The organism is Streptomyces sp. NPDC047014, from assembly GCF_040644195.1.
In the GTDB taxonomy this organism is placed as follows: domain Bacteria; phylum Actinomycetota; class Actinomycetes; order Streptomycetales; family Streptomycetaceae; genus Streptomyces.
This window is the reverse complement of the sequence record NZ_JBEYVX010000024.1, coordinates 18,824-33,020: the sequence shown is the minus strand read 5'-3', so window position 1 is coordinate 33,020 and position 14,197 is coordinate 18,824. Positions and strand designations below refer to the sequence as shown.

The 14,197-nt window shown below is 72.3% G+C and carries 12 protein-coding genes; 10 read left to right on the top strand and 2 right to left on the bottom strand.

Going from position 1 to position 14,197, the window contains the following annotated elements; all coding sequences use genetic code 11:
* Positions 1–52: 52 nt before the first annotated feature.
* The 8 genes from ABZ873_RS16400 to ABZ873_RS16365 all read left to right on the top strand — a co-directional run bounded on the left by ABZ873_RS16400 (position 53) and on the right by ABZ873_RS16365 (position 10,585).
* Positions 53–571, top strand: a complete 519-nt coding sequence (locus ABZ873_RS16400) for a hypothetical protein (protein WP_360871511.1) — start codon at positions 53–55, stop codon at positions 569–571.
* Positions 572–611: 40 nt separating this feature from the next.
* Positions 612–1,271, top strand: a complete 660-nt coding sequence (locus ABZ873_RS16395) for a Crp/Fnr family transcriptional regulator (RefSeq protein ID WP_360871508.1) — start codon at positions 612–614, stop codon at positions 1,269–1,271.
* 105 nt (positions 1,272–1,376) lie between these two features.
* Complete coding sequence (locus tag ABZ873_RS16390) at positions 1,377–2,207, top strand: hypothetical protein (RefSeq protein WP_360871505.1); 831 nt, start codon at positions 1,377–1,379, stop codon at positions 2,205–2,207.
* Between the two features lie 50 nt (positions 2,208–2,257).
* Complete coding sequence (locus ABZ873_RS16385) at positions 2,258–4,405, top strand: hypothetical protein (protein WP_360871502.1); 2,148 nt, start codon at positions 2,258–2,260, stop codon at positions 4,403–4,405.
* A gap of 167 nt (positions 4,406–4,572) precedes the next feature.
* Positions 4,573–5,112, top strand: a complete 540-nt coding sequence (locus ABZ873_RS16380; protein WP_360871500.1) for a hypothetical protein — start codon at positions 4,573–4,575, stop codon at positions 5,110–5,112.
* 303 nt (positions 5,113–5,415) lie between these two features.
* A complete protein-coding gene (locus tag ABZ873_RS16375) occupies positions 5,416–7,455 on the top strand; it encodes a UvrD-helicase domain-containing protein (RefSeq protein ID WP_360871497.1) in 2,040 nt (679 codons plus the stop codon).
* A gap of 82 nt (positions 7,456–7,537) precedes the next feature.
* Positions 7,538–9,406 carry an NAD-binding protein gene (locus ABZ873_RS16370; RefSeq protein WP_360871629.1) on the top strand — a complete coding sequence of 623 codons (1,869 nt, stop codon included), beginning with the start codon at positions 7,538–7,540 and terminating at the stop codon, positions 9,404–9,406.
* Between the two features lie 162 nt (positions 9,407–9,568).
* Positions 9,569–10,585, top strand: coding sequence for a helix-turn-helix domain-containing protein (locus tag ABZ873_RS16365; protein WP_360871626.1), 1,017 nt, complete (start codon positions 9,569–9,571; stop codon positions 10,583–10,585).
* Between the two features lie 15 nt (positions 10,586–10,600).
* On the opposite strand, the gene ABZ873_RS16360 is transcribed toward ABZ873_RS16365, so the two are convergent.
* Positions 10,601–10,864, bottom strand: coding sequence for a hypothetical protein (locus ABZ873_RS16360; RefSeq protein ID WP_360871494.1), 264 nt, complete (start codon positions 10,862–10,864; stop codon positions 10,601–10,603).
* A 198-nt stretch (positions 10,865–11,062) separates the two neighbouring features.
* On the opposite strand from ABZ873_RS16360, the gene ABZ873_RS16355 reads away from it, so the two are divergent.
* A complete protein-coding gene (locus ABZ873_RS16355; RefSeq protein WP_360871491.1) occupies positions 11,063–11,569 on the top strand; it encodes a hypothetical protein in 507 nt (168 codons plus the stop codon).
* 93 nt (positions 11,570–11,662) lie between these two features.
* A complete protein-coding gene (locus tag ABZ873_RS16350; protein ID WP_360871488.1) occupies positions 11,663–13,216 on the top strand; it encodes an SPFH domain-containing protein in 1,554 nt (517 codons plus the stop codon).
* On the opposite strand, the gene ABZ873_RS16345 is transcribed toward ABZ873_RS16350, so the two are convergent.
* Positions 13,206–14,093, bottom strand: a complete 888-nt coding sequence (locus tag ABZ873_RS16345) for a helix-turn-helix transcriptional regulator (protein WP_360871485.1) — start codon at positions 14,091–14,093, stop codon at positions 13,206–13,208. The genes ABZ873_RS16350 and ABZ873_RS16345 overlap by 11 nt on opposite strands.
* Positions 14,094–14,197 lie beyond the last annotated feature (104 nt).

Sequence of the window (14,197 nt, the reverse complement as noted above, 5' to 3'; positions counted from 1 at the left end):
CTTGGGAGCCGCGGCAGGGCGGGTCCTGCCGCGGCCAAAGGTGGTGAGTGACGTGTCAGTATCGACTGCGCGGGCCGAAGAGGTTCTGTCGCGTGATGCGGTGGACAGGATGCGATTGAGGGCAGCCGAGCTGTTCGTGGAGGTACAGCGGGCCGACGTCAAGGCGACCGTGCTGTCCGGTCTGGACGTGGCGCTTCTTGCTGTCGTGGTCGCAGCGTTGCCGGAGGTCGCGGAAGCAGGCTGGGCGGTGAGGACGACCTTGGCGGTGACGTGTGCGGGGGCGGTTGCCGCCCTCGTTGCGGCTCTCCTCGCTCTACGCCCTGTCCTGCCGGCTGGTACGGCGCTGACGGGGATGGACGGGCCGTGTCCCGATGAGGTCGCCGAAGCCGTCGTGACGGTAGCGGCGCGGCAGGTCGCAGGAGGACACCCTCCGGCGGATGCCCGGACCGTGGCGCGGCTGGCCGCTCTCGCCCACCGCAAGTTCCGGACCATCAAGGTGGCGGTGGACCTGACGGTCATCACCCTGGCGATGGCCGGAATCGGTGTGTTGATCAGCTGCTTCGTCTCCTGAGAGCATCCCGCCTCCGACGCTTCCTCACCTCGGAGGTGCTATGTATCAGCCGCACGCCGTCGTGTTCGACAAGGTCTTGTGGGCGAAGCTGCGCGGGCTGGCCCCGCTGCGGCCACGGCCCGCCAGGAGTGTCCTCCTGCGACAGGGGGATCCGGGGACGCATGTCCTGCTGCTGGAGTCCGGCTCCGCCATTGTGACGCTGACCGGTGAGAACGGTGAGCGAACCCTGCTCGCGGTCCGGGGCGCGGGTGAACTGCTGGGTGAATTGGCCGTGCTGGACGCTCAGCCGCGTACGGCGTCCGTCATCGCGGCAGAGACGTGCCAGGTTCGGGTCATCCCCGCTCCCGAATTCCTCGGCTTCGTCGACGAGCATGGTCTGACGGCATCGATACTGCGCCATGCCATCGCTCGCGTCCGTGAGGCGGAGGCGGTGCGCCTCGAACTCGCGACCGCTCCGGTGCCGACACGACTCGCGTCGGCGCTCGGACGCCTGGTCCAGTTGGCTTCCTGCCAGGCCGGCAGCGTCCATGTGCGCCTGACCCAGGTGGAGCTCTCCCAGCTGATCGGGGCGTCGCGGAACGCTGTCGGAACGGCCATCAAGACATGGCGCGACCGTGGATGGCTGGAGACGGAGGCCGGTGGTGGCCTGCTGATCCGGGACATTGCCCGGATCAAGGCTCAACCCCTCGGCCGGGGGTGACGGAGGGCACCGGTTCGGTGCCCAGTAGTGGGCACCGAAGCGCCTCCCGCCCGGCCAGCATGGTGCGCCAGCCGCGAAAGCCGCGGCGGAAGGGCTGGTGTTTCCATGAAGTCTTCTGTGCAGTCAGGTCCGGTCGACGTGCCACCGGAGCACGCTCTGCTGGTGGTCGACATGAAGGGATACAGCAGGATTCCCGAAGCGCGAATGGCACCGGCGCGTTCCGACCTGGACAGCATCCTCGACACCGTGTTCGAGCACAGCGGCTTGGTCACGCCGCGGCGGATCGACGGTGCATACGGTGACACCGGTGACGGCGGCATCTTCGTCCTGCCGGCTCGGGACACCACGCGGTTGGTGGATCCGCTGCTCGGGCACCTCAATGCGGCCCTGGCCCGATACGACAAGAAAGCGCGTCTGCACAGCGGGCCGGAGATCCGTCTGCGGGCCAGTGTCCACGTCGGGCCGGTGTCCCTGCCCGACCGCCGCAGTCGCGCCGTCGTCGAGGCGTGTCGTCTGGTCGACAGCGAGGCGGTGCGTGAGGCAATGGACGCGGCCGAGGCCCACGGTGCCTACCTGGCAGCTGTGGTGTCGGAGATCGCCTTTCTGCGGACGGTGAGGGAAGGCCGCACGCTGGATCTGGACGAGCGCCACTTCCTGCGGGCCACTGCCCGTGTCGACGGCAAGCCGGGGTTCGAGGAGTCGTGCCGGCTGCTCGTCCCCGGCCTCTCACCCGTACTGCTGGAGCCCTCCATCTCGGACGCCGCCGACCCGCGACCGTCACCCTCCGAGGCACCAGCACCAGCGCGCCGGACCGTGGGTGGGTCCTCCCCGAAGGGCGGCCAACGAGGCCCCGTCCTGAATTTCATGGGGCCCATGGACCGACCGACCGTCATCGGCGAACTCGACACGCTCAACCTCGATCAGCGCCAGCGCTGACTCGGACGCGTCGTATCACTCCTAACGGCCTCCAGTAGAGGAACGAATCCATGGCAGAAGGCGCTTTCAGCGTGCCCGCGTCCGAAGAACCGCAGGAGCCGAAGTCCGATGGCACAGCTCCGGACTTCCCCGCTCCCGCGTCTGTGCCGCCTCATCGGTCCGGCGGCCTCCACATCGAACAAGCCAATGTGGCTGCGGGGCACATCGCTGAGTTCAACCTGCGTCAAGAGACACGCAAGCGGGACGTGCTCGAAGGTGTGGAGCGCGATCGACGGGAGATCCTCGAGCAACCCTTCGTTCTGTCGGGGCGTTGGAAGGAAGCCTGGGACCAAGTCGTCCACGGGGAGACGCGCCTTCTGCGACCGCGCGTCCTCCTGGTTGTGGCACCACGCTCGTTCGGCTCCACGACCTTCGCGCTCCATCTGCTGGCGCGCTGTATTGATGCGGACACCACGCTGGTGAAACTCGATGCCGACTGGAACGCGCCCAGTCGGGGCCGGCTTCCGATCGACCACCGGCACGCTTACCAAGTCGACCTCAAGGACACGCGTACGGATCGACTTTCGGCCGACTTCCTCGACTCGCTCACCCGGCATGCCGAGGCACTCGCATCGGCACGTTCCTTCCTGGTGATGACCGTGGCGAAGGAGCTCTGGCCGGACCATTACCTCAGCGTTCGCAGTGACGTCAAGGTCGTACATCTCGACGCGCCGCCCGAGCCGGAGCTCGTGATCGAGAAGCACTTGGAGTACCGCGGACATCCCCAGCTGGTGTCCCACGTCCAGTCTCTCGATGAGGCGGCTGTCTCCCTGCGTGGACTCAACGCGGTCGAAGCGGTGCGCGCCGCCGTCACCGCGATGGCGGTGTGGGAGGAGTACCACAGTCGGCAGACCGAGCTGCCGCCCATCGGGGTGCGGACGGCCACGCAGGAGAGGTCGCCCGATTTCGCGGGGCGTCTGGCAGCCGCTCTGTCGGACTGGAGGCAGAAACTGGACGTCCTGTTCGGCGAGACGACTGCCACGTCCGACGGGCCGAGCGCCTCGCTCACCGTGGAGGACCGGTGTCTGCTGCTGGCACTGGCTGTCTGTCAGTCCGCGCCCATGACGGAAGTAGCGGCCATGGCGGGCAGCCTGCGAAGCCTGCTCACGGCGCCGAGCAGAGACAGGCCCGCCGCCGAAGCGCTGGTCCAGTCCGTCTTCGCCGGGCGAGGTATGCGCCGCCGCATCCAAGACGTAGGGGCCCGGGTGGATGCGCACGACGCCGTGGTCTTCGACCAGCGCGCCTACGGACGGGCCGTCCTTGCCTATGTGTGGGACAACTACGAGGTGATGCGCCGGCCCTTGCTCGTCTGGCTCACCCAGCCCGGCGACGGCTCTGTGTCGACCCGGCCGATGGCCGAGGCTCTGGCCGGTCTCGTCCTGCGGCACGGTACCGCCGACCATCTGGACACGCTGGGAGGCATCGCGTGCGCCAAGAATCCGGAGTTGCTCGGTGCCGTGCTGCTGCGCGCCGTGGGTGACGAGCACGCCGGTCGGGCCGCCTGGGCCACGCTGTACCGGTGGGCCGGCCAGCAGGAGTACACCCGCACAGTGGTCGACACCTGCCGCAACGTGCTCCTGGATGAATCCTCGGGGCCGTCCGCAGCCAAGATGGCGTTGGTACGGCTGCGCCGGATCGCCTACAAGAGCAACGATCCCGAGACTCGGTTCCACGTCTTCTCGGTCATGAAGGAGCTGGTGCCGCGACCGTCTCGCACCGCCATGCTCGTTGCCGAAGTCACCGCTTGGCAGGCTGCCAAGGTCTCGGTCAGGTCCGGCAGTCTCGCCTTCCTCGCCCTGATGGGGAAGGAGCATACGAAGGTACCGTGGCTCATCTCCGAGGAAGCGGCCGACATCGACGTCGACCGTGCGTTGCGGGACCTCCTCGGTGACGCGGCCACCGCGCAGGAGGTCATCCCCGAGCTGACGAAGTGGATCGGCTCGTACGCCGCCGACACCGTCGGGTACGAGCGGTTGCGCGACCGTCTCGTGCACATCCTGCGGGGCAATGGCCTGTTCCAGGCGTACTGGGCTTTCATGCGGGCCCTCGCCGACGCGCCGTTGATCGTTGAGGGCGTCGACGTGGCGGAGGACTTCCATCAGCATCTGGTCGACCCACGGCTCCGCTCGGTGTTCACACTCGAAACGGGGTCGGCGTGAGATGGCCCTGGCAGCGTGCGGAGCGCACCACTGCGTGTCCCCATCAGCGGCTCCTGGCGAGCGCCACGGCCGGAGTTCCCTTCGGAGCGGGCTTCGTCATCGTCTGGCGGCCGGCATGGCGTACGGGCTCCAACCTGGAGGACCTGGTCCGCTTCCGGGTGCATCAAGTGGCGGCCGAAGTCGCAGGACGCTGCGAGGCAGCTGATCCGCACGCCGCACAGGACGCCGTCAACGCTGTCCTACGCGATCTGCGCGGCACCAGTACCGGGCCGTACCGGATTCTGCACGCGCGCGCCACACTGCGGTTGTCGGCCGAGGGCCGTCAGGTGGTCGCCCAGAATCGTGCCGACGAGGACCGGGTCCGACGCTTGCGCTTTCTCAAGGCGCAGTTGTACGACCACCCCGACCTGCTGGTCCTGGACCGGCTCGAACGGCGCCCCGGCACGTTGGCGGACGAGCACGTTGCCGAACTCCAACGTCTCGCACGGTCCATCAGGGCTTGTGGAAGTTGGTGGCAGCCCCTCCTCGAACAGTGGGAAAGCGTCGGCCGCGGCTTCAATGACACCGATCGACAGGAGAAGGCCATGCTTGCCCTGCTCGAAGCGCTGAACGCGTTCGCGGGCGGCTCGACGGCGCTCCGTGCCGACTCCGGTCCGGCGAGCCCTCTTGTGACGCCGGGTGGGCCTGAGCGGGGGGCGTCCCGGTGAGACCTCTGCTCTGGCGGGCGCTGCTCTCGCCGTTCACCAGCGTGCGGGCTTTCTGTCTGTGGCGGCGGGGGAAGGGATCCCTCTCCTACGACATCGCCTGGCGGCAGGCACGCATGATCACGTCTCCGGACGAGATGGTGTACCGCCTGTACGGGCACTACTACTCATCTCCGACGTGCTCGGCGCATGAGGGAGGTCCGTGATCCGGAGTGCGGCCTCCTCGGATGTCTTGCCGGGGCGTGGGGAGGGGGGCGGGGTGGGCAGTGTTCCCTGGATGGGGGACGTTGTGGTGAGGGGGCGGGCGTGGGGGTCGGGGCTTCGCAAGAGGTGCGGCGGCGGGAGCGGTTGCTGCGGGAGCAGTGGGAGGTCGCTCGGCGGCAGGTGGCGCGGTGGGGTGGTGCCGGGGAGGGGGAGCGGCGGGTTCTCGCGCAGTTGCTGGTGCTGACGGCGCGCGGGTGGCGGTTGCTCGTCGGGCGGGCCGGGGGCGGCGACCTGCTGCTGGTCGGGCCCGGCGGGGTCTTCGTCCTACGGGTGCTGGACCGGCCGGGTGAGGGGGACGGCGGGCTGCTCGCCGCCACGAAGGTCGCGGAGAGCGCGGTGGCCTCGCTCGGGATGTCGCCGGTGGCGGTCCATCCGGTTCTGGTGCTCCCCGGGCAGGGGCGTGACGCCCAGCGGCAGGCCGGCGTACCGCAGCCCGGCGGCGGTGGGGCCGGGCGGGTGCGGGTGCTGGGGGACGGCGAAGTCGGGGCCGTGCTGCTGGGCGAGCGGCAGCGGGTGCGGGGGGAGGCGGTGCGGGCCGTCGCCGATCACCTGGAGCGGGTGTTGCCCGGGTACCGCGGGGTGGCCCTGGAGGAGGCGCCCCGTGACAGGGGGACGGGCCTCGGGGACGGGCTGTTCGAGCTGGACGGGCTGCGGGAGGCGGTGCTCGCCGAGGCGCGGGAGGCTTCGATCGAGCAGTGGATGACCTTCCTGCATCCCGATCAAGTGGCCCTCGTACGCCGCAACTGGTCCGGCCCCGCACGCATCAGCGGCCCGGCCGGCACCGGCAAGACCGTTGTCGCGCTGCACCGGGCCGTCCACCTGGCCCGGCGTACCACCGGGCGGATCCTCTACGTCACCTTCGCCAACAACCTGCCCCGCGTGCAGAGCACCTTCCTCCGGGCCATGGCACCCGCCGTCGCCGACCGGGTGGACTTCCGCAGTCTGCACTCCTGGGCACAGGAGTTCCTGCAGGAGCGCGGTGTGCCGGTGCGGCTCAGCGGCGGCAAGGCCGAGACCGCCTTCAGCCTGGCCTGGAAGAACGTCGGCCGGGAGGGTCCGCTGGCCGGGCTCGACCCCGCCCCGAGGTACTGGCGCGAGGAGATCGACTACGTCGTCAAGGGCCGCGGCCTCACCCGCTTCGAGGAGTACGCCACCGTCCCCCGGCGGCGCCGGCAGGCGCGCCTGCACCGTACGCACCGGCAGTGGGTCTGGGAGCTCTACGAGGCGTACGAGGCGCTGCGCGCCGAGCGCGGGGTGCACGACTTCAACGACGTGCTCTCGCTGGCCCTGGCCGAGGCCGCGGAGGAGGAAGCGCCCCGGTACGCCGCCGTCATCGTGGACGAGGTGCAGGACCTCACGCTGGTCGGGGTACGTCTGCTGCACGCGCTGGTCGGTGACGTACCCAACGGGCTGCTGCTCGTCGGCGACGGCCAGCAGACCGTGTATCCGGGCGGCTTCCGCCTCACCGACGCCGGCATCGACATCCGCGGCGACCGCGGGCAGGTGCTGCGCACCAACTACCGCAACAGCGAACGGATCCTGGACGCGGCGCTCGCCGTCGTGGCCGACGACGCCTTCGAGGACCTGGACGGGCAGCGGACGCCGGGCCGCCGCGACGTCGACCTCACCTACCACGACGGCGACGTCGTCCGCGTGGCCGCGCCCACGCTCGACGCCCACGACCGGGAACTGGTGCGCGCGGTACGGGATCTTCCCGACGGCGCCCTCGCCGACACCGCGCTGCTCTGCGCCTCCAGAGCGGCACTGGAGCACTACCAGCGGGTGCTGAGCCGGGCCGGGATTCCGGTGTGCCCTCTGGAGAGTTACGACGGTCATGTCGTCGGGGCGGTCAAGCTGGGCACCTATCGCCGCGCCAAGGGGCTGGAGTTCAAGAACGTCTTCCTGCCCCGTCATGACGAGGTGTTCGCCACCGGCAGGCCGGGCGAGGCGGCCGGCGGGACGGAGACGGCGCAGACCGTCAAGGAACGCGGGGAGTTGCTGCGCAGTCAGTTGTTCGTGGCGATGACCCGGGCTCGCGATCTGCTCTGGCTCGGCAGGGTCGAGGAGATCGCTCCCGTGTGATCGTTCCGGTGCGGTCGGGGGCTTGGGCAGGCATTCTGGGAGGGTGGCTTCGATCTCTCAACTCACCGTGCCCGAAGGGCGGATGGTCGTCTGTGGGGACGACGGGCTCGCCCGGCGGCTGGCCCGGGAGCTCCAGGACGTGTACCGGGAGCGGGTGACGCTCGTCGTGCCCACCGCGCGGGCGCCGCAGCCCGCCGTGCGCCGGCGGGGCGGGGTGCCCGGGAGCCGGCGCGCCGGTGGTGAGGCGGGGCCGTGGGTGGTGGAGGCGGCGGAGCCGGAGGAGGAGGTGCTGATCGCGGCGGGGGTCGCGAGCGCCGCCGCGCTGGCCCTCGTGTACGAGGACGACGAGACGAATCTGCGGGCCGCGCTGGTGGCCCGCCGGCTCAACCCGAGGCTCCGGCTGGTGATCCGGCTCTACAACCGCAGGCTCGGCCAGCACCTGGAGGAGCTTCTGGACCAGGCGGCCGTGGTCGCCGAGCCGGGGCTCGACCTGCGCGAGCTGGACGCCTCGACCACCGTGCTCTCCGACGCCGATACGGCCGCACCCGCCCTCGCCGCCTCGGCCGTGGCCGGGACCAGCAAGGTCGTCCAGGCCGACGGGCTGCTGCTGCGGGCGGTGGAGCGTACGCCTCCGGGGCCCGGGCAGGTCGCGGACCCGGGGCTCTGCACCCTCGCGCTGCTGTCCGCGACCACCGGCGACCCGGCCGGAACGGAGGGATCCGAGGGCCCGGACGGGCCGGACGGGAGCGGGAGCCGGGGGCCGCGGCTGCTGCCCGACGACCGGGCCGTCGCCGCCGCGACCGGCCGGGGCATCGTGGCGCTGGAGGCGGTGTCCTACGTCGGCCCCACCGCGCCGCTCCGGCTGGCCGCGACGGCCCTGCCCGTCGCCTCGCTGTTCTCGCGACGGCTGCGGTGGTCGCTCGCCGGGGTGGCCGCTGCGGTGGCCGCCCTGGCCGTGGCGGCATGGGTGACCACGGGGGACCATCCGGTGCACGCCGCCTACGTCACCCTGCTCGACCTGTTCGCGATCAACGAGCCGGCCGTGGCGGAGCCGCCCGGACGCAAGCTGCTCCAGATCCTGGCCGGCATCGTGGGGCTGCTCCTGCTGCCCGTGCTCGTGGCGGCGGCCCTGGAAGGGCTGGGCGCCTTCCGCACCGCGACGGCCCTGCGCCGGGTGCCCCGGGGGCTGTCGGGGCACGTGGTGCTGCTGGGGCTGGGCAAGATCGGGACCCGGGTGCTGGCCCGGCTGCGCGAGCTGGAGATCCCCGTCGTCTGCGTGGAATCGGACCCCGAGGCCCGGGGGATCCCCCTCGCGCGGCGGCTGCGCGTCCCCGTGGTGCTCGGTGATGTCACGGAGGAAGGGGTGCTGGAGGCGGCACGTGTCCACCGCGCGCACGCCCTGCTGGCGGTGACCAGCTCGGACACCACCAACCTGGAATCGGCCCTGTACGCGCGGGCGGTCCGCTCCGACCTGCGGGTGGTGATGCGGCTGTACGAGGACGACTTCGCCACCGCCGTCTACCGCACCCTGCGCACCGCCCACCCCGACGCCCTCACGCGCAGCCGCAGCGTCACGCACCTGGCCGCGCCGGCCTTCGCGGGCGCCATGATGGGCCGTCGGATCCTCGGGGCCGTACCGGTGGAGCGGCGCGTGCTGCTGTTCGCCGTACTGGAGGTGGCCGGGCATCCGCGGCTGGAGGGGCGGACCGTCGCGGAGTCGTTCCGTCCGGGAGCCTGGCGGGTGGTCGCCCTCGACACCAGCGCTCCGGAGGACCGGCGTCCGGATCTGTCCGTGGCCCCCGAGGAGCGGACCGGCCCCGCTGCGGGGCTGGTCTGGGAGCTGCACCCCGGCTACGTCCTGACGGCGCCCGACCGGGTCGTGGTGGCGGCCACCCGCCGCGGCCTGGCCGAACTCCTCGGCCGGCACACCGCCGCCACCCCAGGTCAGTGAGCCGGACCGGGTTGTCCACAGCCCCGGTCGGCGGGACGGGAGTCCCCGGACAGCCGTGACACCCTGGTGCCCTGTCGATCACACGTGATCACGCATCGGGGGAGGGGAAAGACGGTGGCGGACCTGTACGCGGCCGAGGAGTTCCTGGAGGACTACCGGCGGATGCTCGGCGACGCCTGCGCCACGGGCCGCCGGCTCACGCGCGACGAGCTGGAGGGCCGCCGCCGGGAAGGTACGCGGGCGGCCGAGGCCGGGGTCCGGCTCCGGCTCCTGATACGCGCCCACCTCGCCGCCGCCCACCAGGCGCAGGCACAGCTCCCGCCCGCCCAGGGGGTGCGCATGTTCGGCCCGGCGGAACAGGCCGTGGACGCCTTCGTCGAGGGCTACGAACGCGCGCAGAACGACGCCGTCCGCCGCGAGGAGGGGGCTCGGCGGGAGTTCATCGACGACCTGCTCTACGGCCGCAGCGACCTGGGCCGGCTCGCGGAGCGCGCCGCCCGCTTCGGCCTGCGGCTGTCGCAGGCGCACGGGGTGGCCGTGGCCGAGGCGCGCGAGCCGTACGACGACGGCTTCCCCGTCGCCCGCGGCATCGAGGAGGCGGTGCTCTCCCGCTTCGGCAAGCGGCACATCCTGGTGGCGACCAAGGACGGCCGGCTGGTCTGCGTGGCCTCCGGGGACCAGCCCGAGGTCCTGACCTACTTCGCGAAGCGGGCGTACGCGGCCACGGACGGCGGTCGCGTGGCCGTCGGGCGGACCCACCCCGGGCCGGGCGGGGTGGTCCAGTCCTACGAGGAGGCGCTGGGCGCCCTCGACCTCGCCGGGCGGGTCGGCCTGGAGGGCCCGGTGCTGTACGCGGCGGACCTGCTGGTCTACCCGGTCCTCGGCCGCGACCGGCAGGCCATGGAGGACTTGGTGGAGAGCACCCTCGGCCCGCTGCGCCAGGCCCGCGGCGGGGCCGGGCCGCTGCTCGACACCCTGCACGCCTACTTCGACACCGGCTGCGTGGCCACCGAGGCCGCCCGCCTGCTCTCGCTCAGCGTGCGGGCGCTCACGTACCGCCTCCAGCGCATCCACACCCTCACCCGGCACGATCCGGCCGACCCGCGGCACCGCTACACCCTCCAGACCGCGGCGATCGGGGCCCGGCTGCTGGGCTGGCCCGAGGGGGACCAGGGCTGAGCCGCACCGCCGGACCTACGTGTCCCGGCCGCGCGAGTTCGTCGCGTACGCGGCCAGGAACCCGGCGAGGCAGGCCCAGAGCAGGCCCTGGCCGCCGCCGAGGATCCAGCCGAAGCAGCCCAGTACGAGGACCAGTATGGCGCCGGCCGCCAGGGCCCTGCCGTCCCTGAGGAAGGCCCAACGGGCCCGGCCCCGGCCGGGGGTGCGCAGCTCCTCGACCGCCGTACTGATCACCAGCGCGGCGAGGACGAGGGCGACGAGCAGCACCGTCGCTTCCATCGGGCCTCCTCTCGTCTCGTACAGCGCTTCTACACCCGGAAGCGGCGCGGCGCAGCCCGGGAGGCTTGCCCACGGCTCACCCCGGGGTGCGTTAAAGGAGCGTAAAGATTGCCGACGGCAGGCAATGTGCGCTCGTCCGGGCCGCAGGCATTCTGTCGGTGTCCGGCGGAAACGGTGGTCAGACGGGGGAGGTGGCCCATGGGCTGGTTTCTTGGGCTCGGCATCGGGGGAATCGTGGTGCTGGCCACCGCGCTGGTGTTCGACGGGGTGCTGGAGGGAGTTTTCGACGGCGCTCTGGGCGGACTGTTCGACGGGTGGCTGTCGCTCCCGGTGGTCGCGGGCTTCATTTCGATGCTCGGTTTCACGGGGGCGATCGTGCTCGGGTCCACGGGACTCGGGCCGGGAGCGGCGGCCGCCGCGGGGGCCCTGGCCGGTACGGGTGCGGCCTGGGGGGCCTACCGCCTGAGCCGGACCCTGCTCGGGGACGGCGGCGGCGCGCCGCAGCGGGCCGATCTGGTCGGGGTCGCCGGACGGGTCGTCACCGCCATCCCGCGCGGCGGGTACGGCGAAGTGCTGCTGTCGCTCGCGGGGCAGCCGGTCAAGTACGCCGCCACCGCCGACGCGCCGGTGGAGCGCGGGGCCGAGATCTGGGTGACGGCGACGCCGTCGCTGACCTCGGTGGCCGTCCGCGCCATCCAGCGCTGAGCCGCCGCGCCGTCCAGCGCTGAGCCGCCGCGCGCCCGCCACACGTAGTCCATTCACCGATCTGCCCCTTCGGGGAGGCAGGGGGAAATTCTCATGAGTCCAGTCGCCACGGCTGCCATCGGAGTCGTCGTACTCCTGGTGCTGCTGGCCCTCGTCGTCGTCACCCGCTACAAGGTGGCCGGCCCCAGCGAGGCGTTCATCATCACCGGACGGCGCGGGAAGCGGTCCACCGATCCCGACACCGGGCAGGTGTTCACCGACAACAGCGGCCAGAAGGTCGTGGTCGGCGGGGGCGTGTTCGTCGTCCCGTTCGTCCAGCAGCGCTACAGCCTGGACCTGTCCAGCCGGCACATCCCCGTCGCGGTGCGCGGCGCGGTCACCCTGCGCGGCATCAAGGCCAACCTCGAAGGCGTGGCCATCGTCAAGGTCGGCGGGACCGAGGACGCCATCCGGGCCGCCGCCCAGCGCTTCCTCCAGCAGCAGGACGGGATCGTCGGCTTCACCCAGGAGGTGCTGTCCGGCGCGCTGCGCGCGATCGTCGGCCGGATGTCCGTCGAGGACGTGATCCGCGACCGGGCCGCCTTCGCCGGGCAGGTCGCGGAGGAGGCGGAGGCCAGCCTCTCCGGGCAGGGCCTGGTCCTGGACGCCTTCCAGATCCAGGACATCACCACCGAGGGCTCCTACCTGGAGGACCTGGGCCGCCCCGAGGCCGCCCGCGCCCGCCAGGAGGCCGATATCGCGGAGGCCAATGCCCGGCGGGCCGCCGAGCAGGCCCGGCTCAAGGCGGAGGAGGAGATCGCGCTCGCGCAGCGCACCCTGTACCTGCGCCAGGCGGAGATCAAGGCCGAGACCGACGCGGCCGCCGCGCTGGCGAGCGCCGCCGGTCCGCTGGCCGACGCCGACCGTCAGCAGCAGATCCTCACCGAGCAGGAGAAGGTGGCCGAGCGCCAGGCCGCGCTGACGGACCGCCAGCTCGACACGCAGGTCCGCAAGCCCGCCGACGCCAAGCGGTACGAGGCCGAGCAGCAGGCCGAGGCCCAGCGCATCGCCCGCGTCAAGCAGGCGGAGGGCGACCGGCTGGCCGGGATCGCGGCCGCCGAGGCGGAGGCCGAGCGCGCCCGTCTGACCGGTGAGGGCGAGAAGCAGCGCCGCCGGGCCCTGGCGGAGGCCGAGGCCATCGAGGGCGCCAAGCGCGGTGAGGCCGAGCGGGCCCGCCGGGCCGCGATCGCCGACGCCGTCCGCCTGGAGGGCGACGCCGAGGCCGCGGCCATCGCCGCCAAGGGCGCGGCGGAGGCCGAGGCCATGCGGCAGCGGGCGGACGCCTTCGAGCGTTACGGGGAGGCGGCGATGCTCCAGATGCTGGTGGAGGCGCTGCCGCAGGTGGTCGCCAAGGCGGCCGAACCGCTCGGCGCCATCGACAAGATGACGGTCATCTCCACGGACGGTGCCTCGAAGCTCTCCCGGACGGTGACGGACAACGTGGCGCAGGGCATGGAACTGCTGGGCTCCGCTACGGGGATCGACCTCGGCGAGATGCTGCGCGGGCTGGCGGGTGACCGTACGGGCCGAGCGGCGAAGGTCGCGACGGGCGGCGCGGCCGTCTCCGTCCCGGGCTCCGTGAACGGCGCGATCCCGATCACGGACTGACCTTCGGCCGGCTCGGCGTGCGCGCGGGCCCGGTACGGGAAGCTCCCGTACCGGGCCCGCCCGTGTCGGCGGCGCCCAGCCGTTCCAGGGCGCGTTCGTCGGCGCTGCCGGGCGCGGGCAGGTAGACGACGAGCTGCTGGCCGGGGGCGGCGCGAACGTCGAAGGACTGGTAGGCGAGGGTCAGCGGGCCGGCCTCCGGATGCAGGAGGCGCTTGGTGCCCTGGGTCTTCTCGCGGACGTCGTGCGTGTTCCAGAGCCGTACGAACTCCGCGCTGCGCGCGCGGAGATCCCCGACGAGGGCGCGCAGCCGGGCATCGTCCGGAGCGAGCCCGGCGGCGCGGCGCAGATGGGCCGCAGCGGTCCGGGCGCTGGAGTCCCAGTCGACGTAGAAGCGCCGGCCCGCCGGGTCGAGGAAGATCATGCGGGCCAGGTTGCCGGGCTGCTCGAAGGGCGAGTGCAGGGCGTAGGCGAGGGAGTTGGCCGCGAGTACGTCCAGGGTCTCGTCGATGACGAACGCCGGGGCGCCCGTCTGGCCGTCCAGGAGCCGGCGGAGGGCCGGGTCCACCGCGCCGCTGGCGGCGGAACGGCGGCTTCCGGGGGCGGTTCCGGACCCGGCCAGGTGGTGCAGGTGGCTGCGGGCGTCGTGGGTGAGCCGCAGTGCGCGGGCGAGGGAGTCCAGGACCTGCGGCGAGGGGTGGCGTTCGCGGCCCTGTTCCAGGCGGGTGTAGTAGTCCACGTTGATACCGGCCAGGACGGCGACCTCCTCGCGGCGCAGCCCGGCCACGCGGCGCACACCATGGCTGGCCATGCCGACCTCCTGGGGCTGGAGGGCCGCACGGCGGGCGCGAAGGAACTCTCCGAGGTGGTTGGCGGTCATGCCCCCCAGGCTAGGGCGCGGGGTGGCGGCCCGCCTGGGTGCGGTACGCCCTGGTTGCGGGCCTCCGGCCTGCCCAGACTCGGTCCGGGGCGCCAACGGGCGCC

What these genes read in the sequence shown, in the direction of transcription:
- ABZ873_RS16395 (WP_360871508.1), top strand. Translation starts at nt 612, where the DNA reads ATGTATCAGCCGCACGCCGTCGTGTTCGACAAGGTCTTGTGGGCGAAG.
- ABZ873_RS16390 (WP_360871505.1), top strand. Translation starts at nt 1,377, where the DNA reads ATGAAGTCTTCTGTGCAGTCAGGTCCGGTCGACGTGCCACCGGAGCAC.
- ABZ873_RS16385 (WP_360871502.1), top strand. Translation starts at nt 2,258, where the DNA reads ATGGCAGAAGGCGCTTTCAGCGTGCCCGCGTCCGAAGAACCGCAGGAG.
- ABZ873_RS16370 (WP_360871629.1), top strand. Translation starts at nt 7,538, where the DNA reads ATGGTCGTCTGTGGGGACGACGGGCTCGCCCGGCGGCTGGCCCGGGAG.
- ABZ873_RS16365 (WP_360871626.1), top strand. Translation starts at nt 9,569, where the DNA reads ATGCTCGGCGACGCCTGCGCCACGGGCCGCCGGCTCACGCGCGACGAG.
- ABZ873_RS16360 (WP_360871494.1), bottom strand. Translation starts at nt 10,864, where the DNA reads ATGGAAGCGACGGTGCTGCTCGTCGCCCTCGTCCTCGCCGCGCTGGTG.
- ABZ873_RS16355 (WP_360871491.1), top strand. Translation starts at nt 11,063, where the DNA reads ATGGGCTGGTTTCTTGGGCTCGGCATCGGGGGAATCGTGGTGCTGGCC.
- ABZ873_RS16350 (WP_360871488.1), top strand. Translation starts at nt 11,663, where the DNA reads ATGAGTCCAGTCGCCACGGCTGCCATCGGAGTCGTCGTACTCCTGGTG.
- ABZ873_RS16345 (WP_360871485.1), bottom strand. Translation starts at nt 14,093, where the DNA reads ATGACCGCCAACCACCTCGGAGAGTTCCTTCGCGCCCGCCGTGCGGCC.